Below are 18,809 nucleotides of genomic sequence, written 5' to 3'. Positions count from 1 at the left end.
GCGTATATTATGGACAGCCTTAAAGCCTAATCATGGATAATCAATCCATAATGGCGCAGAAACGCATGGCGAGTCTTTCGGCACATAAGTTCGTCTTAGAATACTTGAGGTTCGCGCCGAGCGCGGACGCTGGCCGACCGAGTGTGGACACGCTCGGCCGAGATCTATCAAAACCAAAACCAAATACCTCTATGAATATCAGGGTACAAGTGCGGCACGAGGCCGCGGAAGAGCGCATTCAGCGCTACATTGCCACCGAATTTGATCATATTGCGAACAAATATTCGATTATCTCAGCCGATTTTATCGTCGACCAAGAGGGGTCGAACGGACATCTCAAAACGTTTGAAGGAATCGTCCATGTCCCGGGTGATACAATCACGGTCAAGGAACGGGCAGAGGAAACGCACAAAGCAATTGATGCTTCGATGAAAGTAATAGAGAAATTGCTAAAGCGGTACAAGGAAACCTATGCTAAGCCTGGCAATCTCATTCGCCATAAAATCGAACGTGAGCAGGCGAGCTAATCCTGACCGGTGACGTGGGAAAGTCTAGTTGATATGAGACTTATTCGATACGATGCCGGATCGCAAGTCGATCCGGCATCGACTTTTGAATCAAAATGAGTTCGAACCCGAGGCTATTCCAGGAGGTTGTTTTTCAATGCCGATTTGTGACCTGGTAGACATAGGTGAATGAGTAAGCTTACCCTCAAAGAGTTTTTCACGCGTCAGTGGACGCGTATCTCGTTTGTTCTGGTTAGCCTTTGGGTCACAATTGCAGCTCGCCATATTTGGGACTCGTACAATGTTGCTCGCTTCGCGGATATGATTCACGGGACGGCGTGGCGTCCCTACGTAAACCGCAGCTTCGTCCCGTTTCTGATTCGCTCGATGGAATCTCTTTTGCCAAGCGGTTTTGAAGCGTGGCTCCTCGGGTTGTTGGAACGCTATCCTTTCTTGGCCGCAGCCCATTCTTACGACACGTTCAAGGTTGAGCGCTCAATTTATCTCCTGATTAATATTGCGGCGCTTACGATGTTTGCGTTTGCTTTGCGGCGTTTGATGCGATTCGCTGGATTACCTGAACGCTGGTCCACGATTTCGGTCCTGGTAGCTATCGGAAGCATGCCAGCTTATGTCACCTACGTTACATATATCTATGATGGCATGGCGCTGGCGCTGTTCACCTGGTCGCTGGTCTTCTTGAGCAAAGAGAAATGGACGGCCTATTTACTGACCTTCGCACTCTGCATTTGGAATAAAGAGACCGCCGTCTTGCTGGCGTGGATTTTCCTGCTGTTATATTGGAAGGAGCTGCGAACGGGCAGCATGAAGCACTGGGTCCTTTTGGCCTCGCAAGGACTCATGACGATTTTGATTCTCGGCGCAATTCGATATACGTTCTCCGATAATCCTGGTTCGCAAATGGAATGGCACCTATTCCATCGTAAGATCATACTTTTCGTATATACCTTCCAGGGCTATGCCACATTACTCCTCTTGATCTTCTTGTTGGCATATGAGTATAAGAAGCAGCGACCACTTTTTCGAGTTGGAGTTACTGTGCTGCCGATCCTGATTGGCTCGACCTTCTTTTTTGGAATGCTCGATGAATACCGCGATTACTATGAAGCACTTCCAATCGTGGCGACGATGGTATCGGTTTCGCTATACAATATAGCCCGACGGACGCAATTGGTAGAAGCGACGTGACGATTTCATTGGTATTGATGCCATCAATGATTTCGCGCCTGCATCTGTTATACCGCTCCAATGAAGCTGTCGCATATCGGAATCGCTGTTCGAGACCTTGGAAAAGCGGAATTGCTTTTCCGCACATTGCTCGGGAATGGCAAAATTCACCATGAGGAGGTTGTCGATCAAGCTGTTCGTATTGCCTCGTTTGATCTGGATGGCAGCCGGATCGAATTGACCGAGCCGATGAACGACGACTCTCCCATCTCGAAATTTCTCACCAAACGGGGAGAAGGTATCCATCATATCGCATTTGAAGTGAATGATGTGGCCGCAGAGCTTGCCCGCCTTAAACGCGATGGTGTCGAACTGATTGACGAGAAGCCTCGGTTGGGTTCGCATGGGATGTTGATCGCATTCTTGCATCCGAAATCCACAAATGGCGTGCTGATCGAGCTGTGTCAAAATGGAACCCTCCTTCCACGGAAAGAAGGGGAGTGAATGGAGAATTCTGTGCCCATGGACGATTTGCACTCGCCCACTAATCCAGACGAGTTCGATCAGATTCCGTTCCATGACGACGAACTCGAACAGGAAGAAGACGCAACGCAAATCGCGGAGGATGGCACCCACATCCGTCTGACCGTCACGGCGGACGATTTCACGTTGGATGAAAAACTCGAAGGTCTTCCCAAAGAGCCGGGCGTATATCAGTTCAAGAATGGTGCTGGCCGCGTTATTTATGTCGGTAAAGCGAAGGTTCTGCGCAGCCGTGTCCGTTCGTATTTTCAGAATTACCGTCGCGGAACCGGCGATGCGAAGCTTCGCGCATTGGTCAGCAAGATCGCTGATGTCGAGTTAATCCTGACCGATAGTGATGTCGAGGCGCTGATTCTCGAGAACACACTCATTAAGAAGCTAAAGCCGCGTTATAATGTCAGCCTACGTGATGATAAGACCTATCTGTATGTCGTCGTGACGAACGAGCCTTACCCTCGTGTTTTTGCAACGCGTCACAAGGTCCGTGATGGCTCGAAATACTATGGGCCATACACTGAAGCAGGGTATCTGCGTTATCTTCTCAAGACGTTGCGTGACATCTTTCCGATTCGCACCTGTGATTATTATATTGACGAGCAGCTAATACTTCGTGGAAAGATAAAAGTCTGTCTTGAATATCACATCAAGAAATGCGAGGGACCGTGCGAAGGACTTGTCTCGCTCGAACAGTATCAAGGAATGATCCTGAAGGTCCGTCAGCTCCTGTCGGGTCGGACGCGAGACGTTGCCCGTACCATGCGTTCGGACATCGAGCGTCTCTCGAACGAAATGCGCTTCGAAGAAGCGGCGAAAGTGCGTGATCAACTAATGGTCCTGGAAGACTACGCGAGCAAGCAAAAGGTCGTCACCGAAGAAAATGCCGATCGCGATGTTTTCGCGCTTGCACACGAGGATGATGATGCCTGCGGAATCGTTTTCAAAGTGCGCGATGGTAAGCTGATTGGCAAGCAGCATTTCTTTTTCGCGAACACCGAAGCGAAGTCTGATAGCGAGATTCTGGGTGCTTTACTCGAACAATATTATTCGGCATCAGACTACATTCCAGAAGAAATTCTACTTCCTTCTGAGCTCGAAGATGAAGACACGCTTGCGGCATGGCTAGTCCGAAGGGCGCGAGAACTGGATGCGGATTCCGATGGGGCAATGAAGCCGCCGAAGCTTATCCATCCGAAGATCGGCGAGAAGGCCAAGCTCATGGAGATGGTCCGGACGAATGCCAAATACCTTCTCGGCGAGATCAAACTTCAGAAGATGAAGGATTCCGAGCACATTCCCCATGTGCTCAAGGCGATCGAACGGGATCTGCACCTGACCAAGCCTCCGCGTCGTATCGAATGCTTTGACAATTCACATCTGCAAGGCACTGAATACGTTGGGGCGATGGTCGTCTTTGGCGACGGCAAGCCGAAAAAGTCGGATTATCGGAAATATAAGATCCGAACAATAACCGAAAACGATGACTTTGCAGCAATGCGCGAGGTGGTGACTCGCAGGTACGGACGCGCACTCGAGGAGAAAAGCGAATTGCCAGATCTCATTATCATCGATGGCGGAAAAGGCCAGCTTTCGAGCGCGTACGAAGTGATGTCGGAACTTGGGCTTCAATCGATCCCAATGTTTGGTCTTGCCAAGCGGCTCGAGGAGTTATATACGATGAGCTCCCATGATCCACTGGTCTTGCCCCGTTCTTCCAGCAGTCTCAGGCTTCTTCAGCAGGTTCGTGACGAGGCGCATCGATTCGCCATCACGTATCATCGCCAGTTGCGAGAGAAACGAACATTCCAGACAGAGTTGACAAACATTGCCGGTGTCGGGAAGAAGACCGCGATCAAATTACTCGAACGGTTCGGCTCTGTCGAAGGCGTCCGCGCTGCCAGTGAACCGGAACTGGTTGCAACTGTGGGGCTTAAAGCTATGAAGGTTATTGTCAACTACTTCAAGGATCAGGCTTTGGCTGAGGCCGCCGATATTGAGCTTCCACAAGAACCGGAAGAAGAGGTTATCCCACAATGATCTCGCTTCCCATGAATGGTACTGTTCTCGGTATCGAATCGTCTTGCGATGAAACCAGTGCCGCAGTGCTTAGAAATGGCGAACTGGCGTCAGTTGTGGTTTCCTCGCAGTTTTTCCATGAGCGGTTTGGCGGGGTTGTTCCAGAGTTGGCGTCGCGGGCTCACGTTCGCTCGGCATTGCCGATCATTCGAGAAGCCCTTCGCCAAGCGAATATTTCCGCTTCCGAATTGGACGCGGTGGCCGTGACGTACGCCCCAGGCCTTATGGGGTCGCTCCTCGTTGGACTCAGTGTCGCGAAAGGGCTCGCAATCGGGCTCGGGGTGCCGCTTATTGGCGTGCATCATATCGAGGCACACGTGTTCAGTGTTTTGCTCGAACAGAATCATCCCGATATTCCGTTTGTCGCGCTCATCGTGTCCGGTGGACACACGATGCTCGTGCTCGTCAAGGACATTGGCGAGTACGAACTCATTGGCGAGACACTCGATGATGCTGCCGGCGAAGCATTCGATAAGGTTGGAAAGCTCCTGGGACTCGCGTATCCTGCCGGTCCCGAAATCGACAAACTCGCGCGTGATGGCAATCCCAACTTTATCCGTTTTCCGCGAGCGATGATGGAGGAAGGCAATCATGATTTTAGCTTCAGCGGGATTAAGACATCCGTGTCGAATTGGCTAAAAAAACATTCTGAAGAATCGTATACCATTCCCGATATTGCGGCCTCATTCCAGCGAGCAGTCGTCGACGTATTGGCGACAAAAACGGTCGATTCCGCCGATCGCCTGGAAGTCCGTGACATTATTTGCGCCGGCGGCGTTAGCGCCAACTCGGAACTACGCGAGCGGTTCCAGAAGGAGTGCCAGCGCCATGGGATGCGATTCTTTGCGCCGCGACCATTATTTTCGACAGATAATGCCGCAATGATCGCGATGCTCGGCGCACTCAAGCTTGCGCGAGGGCACTCGAGTGATTTCACGCTGGTCGCCATGCCACGACAACCACTAGCGCGCCGAACGTCTATTAACATATAATGCATACCTCCAGCCTTGTTGGCCATACTACGGAAGTCTTCGCGAAATTTCGGAAGAATCCACTCGTTCCGGCCGATGCCGTCATTCGCGCCTTCTTTCACGATCGCCGTTATCTTGGTGCTCGTGACAGGCGCTTTATTGCCGATCACTTCTTCGGTGCCGTCAAGCATTGGCTGCGCCTGGATGCCCTCGTCCGGGATTGCTTCGAGGATAAGGAGCTGACCGCTTCGAAATCGGTTGCCGCGTACCTGATCGCCATTGATGGCCATCCTGCGCAAGAAGTGGTTGATTTCTTCGATGCACTCAAGGATGGCGAGAAGCTTTCACTTCCAGACGCCGAAGCCCTTGCCGATCGCGCTCGCGAAAACACTCGCCTGGCTGCGCTGACCGATGATGAGCGGCTTGCCACGCTCCACTCATTCCCAACGTGGTTCGTCACTCGCCTTCGCGCAGAGTATGGCAATGACACGGAGCCCATCCTCACAGCTTTGAATGGCTCGTCCCCGCTTTGGCTGCGGACGAATACCCTGATCACCGATCGCGAGTCGCTTATCTCCGAAATGGAAGAGGAAGGCATCCCCTCTGAGCGATCCGACATTGCCAGCGAGGCACTGAAGCTCGAGAAGCGTGTCAATGTCTTCGGACTCAAGTCGTTCACGCGTGGTGCCTTCGAAGTCCAGGATGAAGCCAGCCAGCTCGTCGTGCCGATGGCGCACATTCGCAAGACCGCGATCAAAGCGCTCGATGCTTGCGCCGGTGCTGGCGGCAAGACTTTGCACCTTGCCGCGCTGATGAAGAACCACGGCGAAATCTTCGCTGCCGATATCGATCCGTACAAGCTCGAAGAACTCAAGCGCCGCTCTCGTCGGGCCGGAGCGCAAAATATTCGTCTCGTATTTCCGGACGATCGCGAAAAGTGGCTCGGTCCCGAGAAGCTTGGCTGGTTCGATCTTGTTCTGGTCGATGCTCCTTGCACTGGCACCGGCACGCTCAGGCGTAATCCCGGCATCAAGTGGCTGCTCACCGAGCAGATGCTCTCCGAACTCGTCGCCAAGCAGCGCAGTATCCTGGATGACCACGCAGCATTCGTCAAACTGGGTGGCGCGCTCGTCTTTGCGACATGCTCTGTGCTCCAGGAAGAAGGGGAGCAGCAGATGGAGTGGTTCACCCAGCAGCATCCCGAATTCCAGATCGAGGAAGTCCTTCGCACTCGCCCCGATACCCAGAACATGGACGGATTCTTCGCGGCAAGACTCCGAAAGAATCCAGTCTGATTCAACCGAGGGTTGTTTGCCTATTGAAATAGGTGCCCAAAGTTAAAGTAGTGCTTTAATTCTCTCTTTTGAATTGTCATTTAATGAACGCCCTCTCCTTTCTCGCGATTCTCACTCACTGTGCCATCAGACACGCTATATAATTTTATATTGCGTTTTCGGAAAATATTCATGAACGAGCTACGGTGTCACCTGGCCAACCATGCTTCTTGATTGAAAAGAGCCAATTTCATATTTCATACTTCATATTTCATATTTTCCCGAGAGACCCCCCTCCACCTAATATAACGTTGTTCGATACCTCCGGCATCGCATATTTTCGATGAATTCTGCAAATAATCGTAGGGACGTGCCGCGCACGTCCTGACCGTTGCCCAAACCGTAATCGCTAATCAGTGGAACAGCCGTTCTCGGCTGTGCAATCGATCTTTTAGATCGACCCGGTGCGCAACTGCGGGGACGACGCGCCTAAGTTGTCAATGAGCAAATTGCGGCACCCTCGCTTCATCTTTCATACTTCATATTTCATCTTTTCCCCAGAAAGGGTGCCTATCAACCCTCAGTTGAATATACGGGACGCTAAATCAGGAAGCCAAGAGGCGATCGAAGAATTAATCATACGGGCACCTGTTTCTTTTTAGAAAAGGCATGCCGCCGCGGTGTAGCGCATGCTTTAGCTTGCGCTGATACCAGTGGGCGGCAGCCAGGGACAAGCTAAAGCATGTCCCACACCCGCCTGCCCGCCGCGCCGGGAGCGTGCCGAAGGGCCGCGTGTGGGTTTGGTTGCACGCGAACACACCTGACGCGGAGGACGAAGGGAGAGGACACCTGTGCGCGGCAGGAAGTAAAACACTACCTGAAGTTCAAGCTTTTGAAGTGAGGAGGCTTTTCACATCGTGAACGGCCATAAGTGGATTATCCATTCTTGCAATATGATCGTAATAGAATCTTCTGCCTTCATCCGATTTGTACTCGTCTAGTATCCTTGCGATAGCTTCCTTAGGAATCTCTGAGATTGACTCGACGTCCAAGTTGTGGGCAAGAAACCATGCTGCGAACATTGCCAACCTTTGGGTCGAGCGTGACCGAGAAGCATAAGCTCTGCAGCAATCGTAGATGAACATCTCTGTGAATCTCGAATTGAGTTCAACCCATGAATCGTCTTTGTCTCCTGTGCGATCGGAATGCTTGAAGAAGTTGGCAGCGCGACGCGAAGCTACTTTCAGTTTCTGTCGCTCTTCCTCGTCTTTCGCCCATTCAAATTCGCTATAGAGGTCTATCTGATTATCCTTGGCGTTGAGATCGCGGAGAATACCATACGCAGCAAATGCAAGCGTATGGGTAGCACACGGATCATAGTCCAAGAAGTACAGATCAATCGCAGCTTCTGTTTGGCGAATGGCTGCATCAAGCTTCGGAATGCTCTCAAGGGTGATTCTGGGCATCTTGATTCATCATAAAGTCACAGAGGTGGAAGCTTGAACCTGATTACCCAGATTGAGTCGTTGAACTTTTCGCGCATCCACATGTACTTTACTTGAAGATCGACTCGATTAGAGTTCAAGCCCAACCTAATTATTTCTCTAAGCTTATAACCGTAAAACGTATTGTGCTCCACCTCACTGGCAGCTCCATCGAAGTAATCGATATAGAACATTCCGTCAGCGTCCTTCTTAACAATATCATGAACGGCCATTTCCTCGTCCGCGCTGTTAAGATGGTCTGCGTGGTGCTTTCTTGCCAAAGAGAAGATATCAGGAGTCACGATTATTCTCGGATACAGAGCTGCATTTTTTTCCAGCAAATACGCGTCGTTCATTGCGGGCCCGAATAGAAGATTCCCATTGTGGACCACCTTGCCGATTGCGATACCACCTCTAACCAGAATATCAAGTTCAATAAGCCTAATATGAAGATGGAGAATAAGAAGAAGATTATAATACACACCACTCTTTTCGTTCTCCTTAAATGAAAGAACGATAGAGTCGGAAAAATGCGTCACTGTGCGACCTGCGTTCCTTTTTGTTTCTCCAGCGGCTCTTAATGGAGCGAAAATGCCCTGGGCTGCTAAGAGGGCCGTTGCAAGGCGGTCGGCACCTTCATTATCATGAGGAACGAGACTTTGAAATCCGAGAATATCCATAAAGGCGACAACTCTATCATCATAGGTTATTAGCCGTCTCTTGGGTTCTGACTGATGTTCCTGAACTGCTTTCAAAATAACCCTCCCTGCTCCCCGCTCACATCCTCCATAGGTGCACTTGTTTTCGTTACCTTGTCATGCGAATATGCAAATAGACGTGGCAGCTTTCCAGCTTTGAATTTGAATCGATGAATTCTGAGTCGCATGAGGTCTAAGAAGGCGTATGCCATTCTTGATGTCTTCGACTCGACACCAAGGAGTTTTTGAAATTCATATTTTAGGTTATCCATCAACTTTGGCATTTGGTACTTAAGTATGACTTCGGCATCCTTGCGGACTTTTGCAATGCCTACCTCAACTTCATTTTGTGTTCGCCAGCCGCCTCCTTCTGAAACCGGCTTACTAGGCCACATTGCATCATCGAACTCGAAGCATAGCGCCATAGCATGAAATTGCAGTTGAAAAAGTATTTGAGACGTGCGTCTATTCAGGTAAAGTGCGTCTTTTTGTTGCAATGTAATCTTCTCTTTCGCGCCGCGAATCATCTCGAGTTGTTTCCTCAGGTCTTCGTTCGAAATCCAATCGTACCCGAGCATCCGCATTGAATCACTTAATTCAAGTGCGTTGGCGTAGACGTGTTCCAATACTTGGGCTCTTTTCTCATGAAGCACTGAGTATCGAATTCGTCTTGTGATTGCGAACCAAGCTGCCGCTGCTGTTATTACCGAGCCAAGAATTGGAATGTAGGGATTCATAGCAACCTCCCCTGCTCCCCGCTCACATCCTCCACTTGTGCTCTCTTAAACGTCGAGCGGCCGAGCGATAAATCCGGGTAGCGTGGGCGTTCGGTGCCGTTCATCAGTCCTTCGATCGTCAGGATTTGGAGCTTCGGGTATTCGGTGCCGAAGCGCGGTTCGTCGTAGAATCCTGCGGAGACGGCTTCCTGCGTCATCGGGCGCGTCGGCTCGGCGAGCGTGACGAAAAATCCCATTGCGGCTTTTTCGCGTTCGATGACGTGTCCCAAATCGCGGATCATAGTAACCGACACGTTCTCGCCGCCCTTGACCGAGACGACGATCTTCTTGGCCCCGGATTTATCGTCGTGGAAAAAGATGAGTCCATCGATGCCGGAGTCGGCGCCTTTTTTCTTGCCTTGATAGGGTTGCGCGTTGACGAGCGAGCAGGCCCACCACTGGAACTGGTATTTATCGCGCACGGCCAGATTGCGCGCGCCGTCCAAATCCTTCGGCGTCCCTTCGACTTCGAACACGATGCCGGGGAATGCCTCCTTCATCCGCTTCTCGATGAGCGTGATCGCGAGGTGCGTGATGTCGATGCGGCGCGTCTGAGTGGCGGAGCCACGGAGTACTCGCAGCCCAGGGTGCAGCGTAGCCGCTTGCGGCGAAGCGGAACCCTGGGTAACGATAGCATTTGAATTGTATAGCCCTGAAAGGGCGATGTTATTCGGCGTCATCATCATGCCACAACCATTTCGGATCATATTCAACACCGGCGGTCTTTAACATCTCCTCGAACTCCTCCTGGAATGTCGTGTGCCGGTGATGCTCCTCTTGATGTTCGATATAACTCATGACATTCGGAAGATGACTTGGACTCACGCTGAACACACCATACCCCGATTGCCGACCAAAACTCTTGCCTGTCTTTTTCCGTAACCACGCCGATGATTTCGCTTTGATTTCGCGCAAGACCGCTGCAACCGACGATTCGCGTCCGAGATCGATCAGGAGATGAACGTGATCGGGCATTCCGCCTTCGGTGATTAATCGGGCTTTGCAATCTTTGAGGATCGGTGTGATGTATCTCGCGAATTCGGTGTGAAGGTCGTTCGATAGAAGACTCTCCCGATGCTTCGTGCTGAAGACGATGTGGATGTATACCGGGCCGAACGATTGTGCCATGCGCTAAACAACGCCCTTAACAGGGCTTAGAATTCAGTTTGCTTTCCGTACCCAGGGTTCCGCTTCGCTTCACCCTGGGCTGCGGGTACTGCGTCGCTCCGCGACTTAGACTCTCGAACGCGGTGATCCGCGCATCGCTTTCGTGTCCCTTCGGTGTCTTGAAGAGCACGGAGTAATCGCGCTTCGAATTAAACGGCGGATCGAGATAAATCAAATCGACCGTCTCATCCTTGATGTGCTCGCGGAGGATGTGGAGGTTATCGCCGAAATAGAGTTTGTTCATCGTAACGTTGTGTACCGGCGAGTTGCACTCGCCGACCCGTGGCGCCGCTCACCAGGGCTCGGCGAGTAGAGCTCGCCGATACACCCGGGCGATAGGTGCCTCTTGTTTAGACTACAATTTACGAAGAAAAGGGGGGAGACTGTGGGATTGCTCGCTCCGAGGGCAAGTTAACAGGTGTGGATGTATTGACCACACTTCTCATACTATACCCTAAACCCTCTCACTGATACCCTTGTTGTCCGAACCGAATGACCCTGCCAACGCAACTGACCGTTCTCCGAATCGCCCTTGCGGTGGTGTTTTTCGTGCTATTTGCGCTTGTCGAGCCACCCATGATCGGCTGGGCAGCTACGGTCTTTGCTGTTGCGGCGGCGACTGATTGGTGGGATGGACACCTGGCCCGTGTGATGAAGACGACTTCTACGCTTGGAGCGTTTCTCGACCCGTTGGCCGACAAATTCTTAACCGGCGCCGCGCTCGTTGCCTTCGCCTTGAAGGACTACGTCCCTCTGTGGATGGTCGTGCTGGTCATTGCGCGCGATGTGTATATGACCGTGCTTCGCACCGCCGCGGATGGTGTCTCCATTCATGTGAAGACGAGTTATCTCGCAAAGGTGAAGACCTTCGGGCAGATGACGTTTATCATTGCCGTGCTTCTGTTGCTGCTTCTGCAGACGGGTCCGTTGGGACCGGCAGTCGCGCAGGAGGCGCACATGACTCTGGATTCCGGGCTTGTGGTGTGGCTCATGAGCGCCATCACGCTGCTGACGGTGGCATCCGCTGTCGTTTACTCATACGATAACTGGTCCCTGCTGCGGCTCATCACGCGCCGGTATATTTTGCGGCGGACCGGGCAAGAGGCAAATTGAGCGGCAACGAACAATTCGATTGGCTGGAAAAAGCGCGCTCGCGATTGTGGGCGCGGAATCCCAAGCTTTCCACCGTTCCAAAGCTCCCGCTGGTTGTCGGGACCGTCTTCTTCTTCGGACTTTCTCCGTTCGCTTCCGGCACCGTGGGTAGTCTTGTGGCGGCAGGCCTCTATTTCATTACACCACCACTCCAACATACGGTTTTTCTGTCGATCGCATGTCTCCTCGTGCTCATCGCCGGACCGTGGTCTGCCGGTATTGTCGAGCGTTCGCTTGCGGTGCAGGACCCTGGGATCGTCGTGATCGATGAAGTGCTCGGTCAGTGGGTCGCGTTGCTTGCGATCCCGCCGGAGTTCAATCACATGACGAGCACAGTACTTCTGGCATTTGTCTTCTTTCGCATCTTTGATGTGATCAAGCTGCCGCCCGCCCGATTCTTCGAGCGCCGGCAGGGCGGACTTGGTATTATGCTGGATGATGTCGTCGCCGGTATCTATGCGAACGTTGCCACGCGCATCGTACTGCACTTTCTCTACTCGTAATGACCGCTGAGATTATTACCATTGGCGATGAACTCCTGATTGGGCAAGTCGTCAATACCAACGCCAGCTACATCGCCAAGGTACTAAACGAAACGGGAATTTCGGTCGCGCGAACAACAACCATTGGCGATAACCGAGCAGCAATCCTGGCCGCCTTCCGTGCTGCATGGAAGCAACACGAAGTTGTGATCGTGACCGGCGGACTTGGCCCTACGCATGATGACATCTCCAAAGATTTAGTCGCCAAGTTCTTTCGCAAGAAGCTTATACTACACAAGCCCACGCTGAAGCTCGTTCGTGAGCGGTTCGCAAAGTTGGGATACACGAAGATGCCGGAGGTGAATGTCGGGCAGGCGATGGTGCCGGAGGGATTCCATGTCCTGTGTAACGATCGCGGCACCGCGCCGGGGCTGCTTTATCACAAAGGGAAGAAGACGTTCGTGATCCTTCCGGGCGTCCCGGTTGAAATGGAGTTTACGATGCAGACCGGCGTCGCGCCATTTTTGCGCCGTACATACCGCAAGCAGCTTTCAACGATCGTTCACCGCACGTTGCACACGAGTGGGATCGGTGAGTCGGTGCTGGCTGCGAAGATCGGCGATCCAAAGACATTTCTTGGAAAGGGCACGACGCTCGCGTTTCTTCCGCGCGCCGGCACAGTGCGGCTCCGCATCAGCACCACCGCGAAAACACGCGGCGCTGCCGAGCGCGAGATCGCCCGGGTTGAAGCCATTCTCCGCAAGCGGGCCGCTCAGCATATCGTCGGAGCGGAGGATGAATCGCTGGAATCCAACGTGGTGGCATTACTTACCGAGAAGCATAAGACCTTGTCGACAGCCGAGAGTTGCACCGGCGGCCTCATTGCGACACGCATCACAGATATCCCGGGCTCGAGCGCAGTCTTTACCGGGTCGGTCGTCGCCTATCACAATGAGGTAAAAGTGTCGATGCTCGGCGTTCGCAAAGCGACACTGGATTCGCACGGCGCCGTCAGCGAAGAGACGGCAATCCAATTAGCTGAAGGCGCGTGTAAAAAGCTCAAAACAGATTTCGCCCTCAGCGCCACCGGCATTGCCGGACCAGATGGCGGCACTCCCCAAAAGCCGGTCGGCACGATCTGGATCGCGCTTGCCGAGCGCGGCAAGAAGACCATTACGAAAAAGCTCTCTCTCGATTTTGGCCGAACGGTCAACCGCGATCGCACCACCAACGCCGCGCTCGAATTGCTCCGACGGCGGCTGCAAGAAGCGTAAGACTCAACTCGTTGCCTGGTACGGTACCCTTTGCTCGATACTCGTTACCCGTTACCCGTTACTTCCCTTATCCACAGGTTTAAAATTCAACCCTTTAAATCCCATTTCTGGTTTAAAAATGGACCCAAAGAGAGGAATAATTTAAATAGACTCTTGACATGGCTTTGAAAATGATGTATATTTGCATGTTACTGAAGTCAAGAATTGTGATACCCCTCACGATCGCTCGGCAAGAAAGACAAAATTGATTCGGCGTGCAGAGGCGAAGTGACTCCTGCCCAGAGTTATCCACTTCGCGCGATGAGCAGATGAGATCGTGACCAGAACCTCAATAAAAAAACGACTTAAGCGGATTCTCCGAAACCCGCGCATGCTGCTTATCACCGGCGTGCTCACCGTGCTCGGCATGACGTTGCTCTTCGCGAACAAGGGACTCTGGCGGCACATCTCGCTCCGCCACGAGATCAACGAGCGCAAAACCTATATGGCGAAACTTCAGACTGACGAAGAGACAGTCAGTCGCCACATTGCGCTACTCAAACTGGAAGATGCCGGCACCATCGAGCGCATTGCCCGCGAACGCTACAACATGAAACGCCCCGGCGAGATGATCTTCCGCGCTGGGAATTAATGCCGGGTGAAAGGTCTTTCATGTAGCGTCCACTCGAGATCCCGAGAAGCTCTCCCGAGACCACCCGTGGTTGTGTGATTCATATGTTGTATTCATCTAATTGCTTTTGTGACATGCAACTCTCAAAAAAAACAAAACCAACTGGTTCAGCACTCAGCACTCAGCACTCAGCACTCAGCACTCAGCACTCAGCATATTATGGGCTCTTGCTCCACTTCTCTTGCTCCTCGTTTCGTTGTCGAGTAGTGCACGGGCGCAATGTCCTGATAACACTGGCCCAGCACCAGATCCGGCAACGTGCCCTTGGCATAGCGCCTCGGCTTACAAGATCATTCCCGGCACATCATGCTATGTCACTGTCTATTATTGCTGGAGAAGTTGCGAGGGATATTCCACGGAGGTCTGGGTTTATGAGGTAGACCCCGATCCAACGAGTGCCTGCAATGCGATTGACCCAATCCAATTAATCTGGGATGCAGGGGATATCGCAATTTATGACGCCCTTATCAATTATGCGCCTCCGGCATACTGCGGGGGCCCGATAACTTCAACGGTGACATCCTACGTCCCTGGATGTTGGAAGTATCAATACAATCCGACAACTGGATCAAAGTACGCTGCCTGCACACCACAGGCTGGCTGTTACTGTCAACTGACTTGGGACGTATGCCACTATGACCATCCGGGGGAATTCTCACATACGAACTGCCGTTCCACTGGGCCAAGCGGCTGTGCATGCGTAAATGATCCAGCTCCACAGTATCCAATAGTCTGGCCCACGGACTATTGCGTCTCCGTGCCTTGCCAGCCTTGCCCATGAGGAATAGATTATTTGTACTCACGATGCTCGGAATCGTGTTCGCAGGCCTGACCATTTCGTCAGGCCTGCGGGCGCAGTATCGCTGGCACATTTCTCATTCAGGCCGCGATGCCCAGTCTATTTTTCACTTTAATATAGTCTCATGTGCCGGGGAGGTCTGCACCGCGACGGGAGTGAAACGCGACACGACCTTGAAGACTATTGACCGAAATCGGGTATTATTCTTTCGAAGCACGGATGCCGGACTCAATTGGATAGAGCAAGATCCTGGTCTGCCTCATTTTCAGAGCGACGACCCGAATCCCGTATATTCATTACAGCAGATAGACTCACTAACCGCAGTGGCTGTTGGCGATTCAGGTCTAATTCTAAGAACATCCGATTGTGGAAAGACATGGCAAACCCAGGACGCCCACTCTAAACACTTTATTGAGGATGTGAGTTTTTCTGACCCAATGAATGGGATCCTCGTAATGTCACACCCAGACACAGGCTTGGTTTCCCGCTCCGATATACTTATTACGCACGATGGTGGGCAAAATTGGCTGCTCGCACCATTTACGCCTTGGCGATCGCCTGGATTTTGTCACGCGGATGGCGGCAATTCATTTCGCATGACACCTTACAGCGGGCGAAATATCCCGATCTACAAGACTTCAGATAACTGGATAACTGTGGACTCGACACCACCCATTATTCCAGACGGAGACCGAATTCACTTACTCACTGGGTTCGGATTTAGAGGCTCGGATACGATCATTGCTTATGGAGTCGTCGATACGTTCTTAAGTCTGAGTATGCCTTCTTATATCCTACAGAGCGTCGATGGCGGCATGAGTTGGACAAAAGTTGACGTGCCTGACACTATTGTGACTAATGCTCACTGCATGTCTTCACCTGACCGGGGTATCGTTTTTGTCGGGGGGGCAAACTTTCACAAAATTATCGTGAGTTCGGATCATGGCATGAGTTGGAGGATCGATACACTGATGATGGATACCGCTTATGACCCGTCCTTCGTTTATAGCATTAGCGTTACGCCCTCGGGCCATGCGGTGGGTGCACTCTCCGACAATCCTTTCTCGTGGGGGCAAGCAGTTCTTGCTCGGGGCGATCCGATTCCTTTGGACATCAAATCAAACGCGCCACCGACTAGAGTCAGCGATTTCTATCCTAATCCCGCCATTTCGGCTATCACAATTATCTCCCCTGAGATGCGATGTGTCGTGCAGCTTCTCAATGTGGTTGGTGTCGAGGTGGTCCGTGACATCATTCCTGCCGATGGTACCCTTACCCTCGACGTCTCCTCGCTTCCACGCGGGATGTATGAGGTCGTGATCGAGCGCGACGGCCAGATGATCCCCGCCGGAAAAGTCGCGCTGATCGGGAAGTAACTGGCTACGAAATATTACTCTCAATCGCCTGCAAAATCTGCTCGGCGACTTCGAGGGCGCGGAGGCCGTCCTCGCCGCTGACGATGGGGCGGGTGTCCTTAGCGAGCACATTGCCCGTGAACGCTACAACATGAAGCGGCCCGGCGAGATGATCTTCCGCGCTGGGAATTAATGCCGGGTGAAAGGTCTTTCATGTAGCGTCCACTCGAGATCCCGAGACCGCCCGTGGTTGTGTAAATTAATCATCGTTCTCATTTAATGCTCTTACACCATGAGAAACTCTTTGAATGAAAAGTCGCTGACTCAGCACCCAGCGCTCAACAAGCTAAGCGCGCTGGCAGCTTTGTTCATGCTTCTCGTTTCATTCGCGACTAGCATGAGGGCACAGTGCCCTGATAGTACCGGACCTGCGCCGAACCCAGACTCTTGTGCGTGGATCCCTGGTGGATGGACCTACTTTCCCATTTCGGGCACAACATGTTTCGGAAGGTCTATTATTGCTCACGAGCGTGCTCAGGCATCTTACAGCTCTGGGTCTACGAGGTAGATGTGCCAAGCAGCAGTGATTGCGATGTTAATCCGGTACTAATGATCTGGGGAGCCGAGATTGTCGCACGCGAGTATCTCTTGGATGGTATGCAGATCAACCCATGCGGGCAGGGAGCAAGTCAGGTGGTAACATCCTGTGTGCCGGGATGCTGGAAGCGTAACCCGAATCCTGCTACAGGTCAGTCACAATATACAGCATGCACTTCCCTTGCCGGGTGCTATTGTCAGTCGACTTGTGACGTATGCCGCGATACTACTGGCGCTGATATAATTTCAAATTGCCGATGCACCGGCCCGACCGGCTGTGCGTGTGTTGATAGCCCTGCACCCACTGTCGCCACCGCTTGGGTAGCTGATTGGTGCTATTCCGTGCCATGCCGCGACGCCTGCAACTGATGAAAGGCCGAAGTCCATATTCGCCATATCTCTTTGCGCTACTCGCGTGTCTGATGATCTCGACAGGCACGCGAGCGCAATACCGCTGGCACATGACACTCCCTGGCGTTACCGCTGGCAAGTATCAATATGACTTCACATCACTCGATTGCGCCGGAGAAGTATGCACCGCCGCTGCTCTGAGGATGGATACTTCGCTTGGGCCGATAAAGCTAGACTCTTCCACTGGGAGCTTTATTGGACCGTATGCTATCATGTTCTATCGTAGCTTAGACGGAGGACTTACTTGGAGTGAGCAAGATCCGGGTCTTCCAACCGACATCCTTCCCAATCGGTTTGTCCAAAAGATTCAGCAAATTGATTCTCTAAATGCGGTCGTCATTGGCGACTCAGGACTAATCGTCAGAACATTCGATGGCGGACTAACTTGGCAGAAGCAAAATCTCCCGCTAACCAGCCAGCCTCCAAATTCTTCATATCGTGTTTTCGATGTCCATTTTTCAGATCCGGCGACAGGTATTGTAACTCAATCGAACGGTAAGATATTTACTACGCATGACGGAGGGAATCACTGGGATTTGGCCCCTTTTTCTCACTTATTTGCTTGGTCCTGCCATTCGGATCGGGGCGATAGATTCCGCGTCGTTTCCTACTGGACAGGTCCCGTATACAGTACGGCTGATAATTGGCAAACAGTGGATTCGACCCCACGCATAATTCCAATCGATGATACGATCCACTCACTATTCTCCGTTAACTTTAGAGGCGAAGATACAATTGTAGGCTTTGGAGCACAAAACAATGGCCCTGGAGAATTGAATGTCTTCGACAAGCCATCTTATATCACCAAAAGTGTGGACGGAGGATATCACTGGATGCCCATCACACTTCCTGATACTCTCGTCGAGGATCTTCACTGTATGTCCTCTCTTGACCGTGACGTTGTGTTCCTTGGTGGCTTAACCGGCAAGCGACGCATCTTAATAAGTGTCGATCATGGGATGGAATGGGAGGTTGATACGCTCCTTCAGGATACGATCAATCCACTGGCGATCCTGAGTCTGGCGGTAACCGGGGACGGACACTGCCTCGGCATATTTGCTGCCAGCCCGCCTGCGATTAGCGCACCATCATTTGTTGCTCGCTTGGAAAAGGTGAATTTAGGAGTCACAGGGTCCGCGCTGCCGACGCCAAAGGCGATCTTCTATCCGAACCCTGCCACCGCTTCTCTTAAGATTACTTTGGTGAGCGAGAGAAGCCAAATGCGACTGCTCGATGTCATGGGCCGAGAGGCTTTGAGCGGATTCATCCCTGCCGATGGCACGCTCACACTCGATGTATCCCAACTTCCGCGCGGAATCTACTCGGTGATGATCGAGCGCGACGGCCAGATGATCCCCGCCGGAAAAGTCGCGCTGATCGGGAAGTAAC

General features: G+C 52.1%; 17 protein-coding genes and 1 pseudogene. 12 read left to right on the top strand and 6 right to left on the bottom strand.

Annotated elements, in window-relative coordinates:
* Window positions 1-143 precede the first annotated feature (143 nt).
* The 6 genes from Q8902_11955 to Q8902_11930 all read left to right on the top strand — a co-directional run bounded on the left by Q8902_11955 (window position 144) and on the right by Q8902_11930 (window position 6,576).
* Window positions 144-527, top strand: coding sequence for an HPF/RaiA family ribosome-associated protein (locus Q8902_11955; GenBank protein MDP4200270.1), 384 nt, complete (start codon window positions 144-146; stop codon window positions 525-527).
* A gap of 168 nt (window positions 528-695) precedes the next feature.
* The gene (locus tag Q8902_11950) at window positions 696-1,715 is read left to right on the top strand and encodes a hypothetical protein (GenBank protein ID MDP4200269.1); all 1,020 of its coding nucleotides are present in this window, start codon (window positions 696-698) and stop codon (window positions 1,713-1,715) included.
* Between the two features lie 60 nt (window positions 1,716-1,775).
* On the top strand, window positions 1,776-2,198 hold the full coding sequence (gene mce, locus Q8902_11945) for a methylmalonyl-CoA epimerase (protein ID MDP4200268.1): 423 nt from the start codon (window positions 1,776-1,778) through the stop codon (window positions 2,196-2,198).
* A gap of 18 nt (window positions 2,199-2,216) precedes the next feature.
* On the top strand, window positions 2,217-4,271 hold the full coding sequence (gene uvrC / locus Q8902_11940; GenBank protein MDP4200267.1) for an excinuclease ABC subunit UvrC: 2,055 nt from the start codon (window positions 2,217-2,219) through the stop codon (window positions 4,269-4,271).
* The gene (gene tsaD, locus Q8902_11935) at window positions 4,268-5,302 is read left to right on the top strand and encodes a tRNA (adenosine(37)-N6)-threonylcarbamoyltransferase complex transferase subunit TsaD (protein ID MDP4200266.1); all 1,035 of its coding nucleotides are present in this window, start codon (window positions 4,268-4,270) and stop codon (window positions 5,300-5,302) included. The genes uvrC and tsaD overlap by 4 nt, the downstream gene beginning before the upstream one ends.
* Window positions 5,302-6,576, top strand: coding sequence for a methyltransferase domain-containing protein (locus Q8902_11930; protein ID MDP4200265.1), 1,275 nt, complete (start codon window positions 5,302-5,304; stop codon window positions 6,574-6,576). Before tsaD ends, Q8902_11930 begins: the two co-directional genes overlap by 1 nt.
* Window positions 6,577-7,439: 863 nt before the next feature.
* Here Q8902_11930 and Q8902_11925 read toward each other — a convergent pair.
* The 6 genes and pseudogenes from Q8902_11925 to Q8902_11900 all read right to left on the bottom strand — a co-directional run bounded on the left by Q8902_11925 (window position 7,440) and on the right by Q8902_11900 (window position 10,924).
* On the bottom strand, window positions 7,440-8,021 hold the full coding sequence (locus tag Q8902_11925; GenBank protein ID MDP4200264.1) for a hypothetical protein: 582 nt from the start codon (window positions 8,019-8,021) through the stop codon (window positions 7,440-7,442).
* A 17-nt stretch (window positions 8,022-8,038) separates the two neighbouring features.
* Window positions 8,039-8,794 (bottom strand): hypothetical protein, encoded by a 756-nt coding sequence (locus Q8902_11920; protein ID MDP4200263.1) that lies wholly within the window; start codon window positions 8,792-8,794, stop codon window positions 8,039-8,041.
* Window positions 8,791-9,474, bottom strand: coding sequence for a hypothetical protein (locus tag Q8902_11915; protein MDP4200262.1), 684 nt, complete (start codon window positions 9,472-9,474; stop codon window positions 8,791-8,793). The genes Q8902_11920 and Q8902_11915 overlap by 4 nt, the downstream gene beginning before the upstream one ends.
* On the bottom strand, window positions 9,471-10,220 hold the full coding sequence (locus tag Q8902_11910; GenBank protein ID MDP4200261.1) for a restriction endonuclease: 750 nt from the start codon (window positions 10,218-10,220) through the stop codon (window positions 9,471-9,473). The genes Q8902_11915 and Q8902_11910 overlap by 4 nt, the downstream gene beginning before the upstream one ends.
* Window positions 10,180-10,641 (bottom strand): IS200/IS605 family transposase, encoded by a 462-nt coding sequence (tnpA, locus tag Q8902_11905; GenBank protein MDP4200260.1) that lies wholly within the window; start codon window positions 10,639-10,641, stop codon window positions 10,180-10,182. Before tnpA ends, Q8902_11910 begins: the two co-directional genes overlap by 41 nt.
* Before the next feature lie 112 nt (window positions 10,642-10,753).
* A pseudogene (locus Q8902_11900) lies at window positions 10,754-10,924 on the bottom strand (site-specific DNA-methyltransferase).
* Window positions 10,925-11,172: 248 nt separating this feature from the next.
* Here Q8902_11900 and pgsA point away from each other — a divergent pair.
* The 6 genes from pgsA to Q8902_11870 all read left to right on the top strand — a co-directional run bounded on the left by pgsA (window position 11,173) and on the right by Q8902_11870 (window position 18,808).
* Window positions 11,173-11,793, top strand: a complete 621-nt coding sequence (pgsA, locus tag Q8902_11895) for a CDP-diacylglycerol--glycerol-3-phosphate 3-phosphatidyltransferase (protein ID MDP4200259.1) — start codon at window positions 11,173-11,175, stop codon at window positions 11,791-11,793.
* Complete coding sequence (locus Q8902_11890) at window positions 11,790-12,335, top strand: phosphatidylglycerophosphatase A (GenBank protein MDP4200258.1); 546 nt, start codon at window positions 11,790-11,792, stop codon at window positions 12,333-12,335. The genes pgsA and Q8902_11890 overlap by 4 nt, the downstream gene beginning before the upstream one ends.
* Window positions 12,335-13,588, top strand: coding sequence for a competence/damage-inducible protein A (locus tag Q8902_11885; protein MDP4200257.1), 1,254 nt, complete (start codon window positions 12,335-12,337; stop codon window positions 13,586-13,588). Before Q8902_11890 ends, Q8902_11885 begins: the two co-directional genes overlap by 1 nt.
* A 370-nt stretch (window positions 13,589-13,958) precedes the next feature.
* The gene (locus Q8902_11880; GenBank protein ID MDP4200256.1) at window positions 13,959-14,219 is read left to right on the top strand and encodes a septum formation initiator family protein; all 261 of its coding nucleotides are present in this window, start codon (window positions 13,959-13,961) and stop codon (window positions 14,217-14,219) included.
* A gap of 816 nt (window positions 14,220-15,035) precedes the next feature.
* On the top strand, window positions 15,036-16,433 hold the full coding sequence (locus Q8902_11875; protein ID MDP4200255.1) for a T9SS type A sorting domain-containing protein: 1,398 nt from the start codon (window positions 15,036-15,038) through the stop codon (window positions 16,431-16,433).
* A 923-nt stretch (window positions 16,434-17,356) separates the two neighbouring features.
* A complete protein-coding gene (locus Q8902_11870) occupies window positions 17,357-18,808 on the top strand; it encodes a YCF48-related protein (protein ID MDP4200254.1) in 1,452 nt (483 codons plus the stop codon).
* The last annotated feature ends 1 nt before the right edge of the window (window position 18,809 follow it).

It is taken from the genome of Bacteroidota bacterium (assembly GCA_030706745.1).
In the GTDB taxonomy this organism is placed as follows: Bacteria; Bacteroidota; Ignavibacteria; order Palsa-1295; family Palsa-1295; genus PALSA-1295.
Note: the sequence above shows the minus strand (reverse complement) of the source record. Positions and strands in the feature narration are given on the sequence as shown.

Coding starts and splice junctions, on each gene's coding strand:
- Q8902_11925 (MDP4200264.1), bottom strand. CDS start 8,021: ATGCCCAGAATCACCCTTGAGAGCATTCCGAAGCTTGATGCAGCCATT.
- uvrC (MDP4200267.1), top strand. CDS start 2,217: ATGGACGATTTGCACTCGCCCACTAATCCAGACGAGTTCGATCAGATT.
- Q8902_11880 (MDP4200256.1), top strand. CDS start 13,959: ATGCTGCTTATCACCGGCGTGCTCACCGTGCTCGGCATGACGTTGCTC.
- Q8902_11875 (MDP4200255.1), top strand. CDS start 15,036: ATGAGGAATAGATTATTTGTACTCACGATGCTCGGAATCGTGTTCGCA.
- tsaD (MDP4200266.1), top strand. CDS start 4,268: ATGATCTCGCTTCCCATGAATGGTACTGTTCTCGGTATCGAATCGTCT.
- mce (MDP4200268.1), top strand. CDS start 1,776: ATGAAGCTGTCGCATATCGGAATCGCTGTTCGAGACCTTGGAAAAGCG.
- Q8902_11885 (MDP4200257.1), top strand. CDS start 12,335: ATGACCGCTGAGATTATTACCATTGGCGATGAACTCCTGATTGGGCAA.
- Q8902_11870 (MDP4200254.1), top strand. CDS start 17,357: ATGCCGCGACGCCTGCAACTGATGAAAGGCCGAAGTCCATATTCGCCA.
- tnpA (MDP4200260.1), bottom strand. CDS start 10,641: ATGGCACAATCGTTCGGCCCGGTATACATCCACATCGTCTTCAGCACG.
- Q8902_11930 (MDP4200265.1), top strand. CDS start 5,302: ATGCATACCTCCAGCCTTGTTGGCCATACTACGGAAGTCTTCGCGAAA.
- Q8902_11950 (MDP4200269.1), top strand. CDS start 696: ATGAGTAAGCTTACCCTCAAAGAGTTTTTCACGCGTCAGTGGACGCGT.
- pgsA (MDP4200259.1), top strand. CDS start 11,173: ATGACCCTGCCAACGCAACTGACCGTTCTCCGAATCGCCCTTGCGGTG.
- Q8902_11910 (MDP4200261.1), bottom strand. CDS start 10,220: ATGATCCGAAATGGTTGTGGCATGATGATGACGCCGAATAACATCGCC.
- Q8902_11915 (MDP4200262.1), bottom strand. CDS start 9,474: ATGAATCCCTACATTCCAATTCTTGGCTCGGTAATAACAGCAGCGGCA.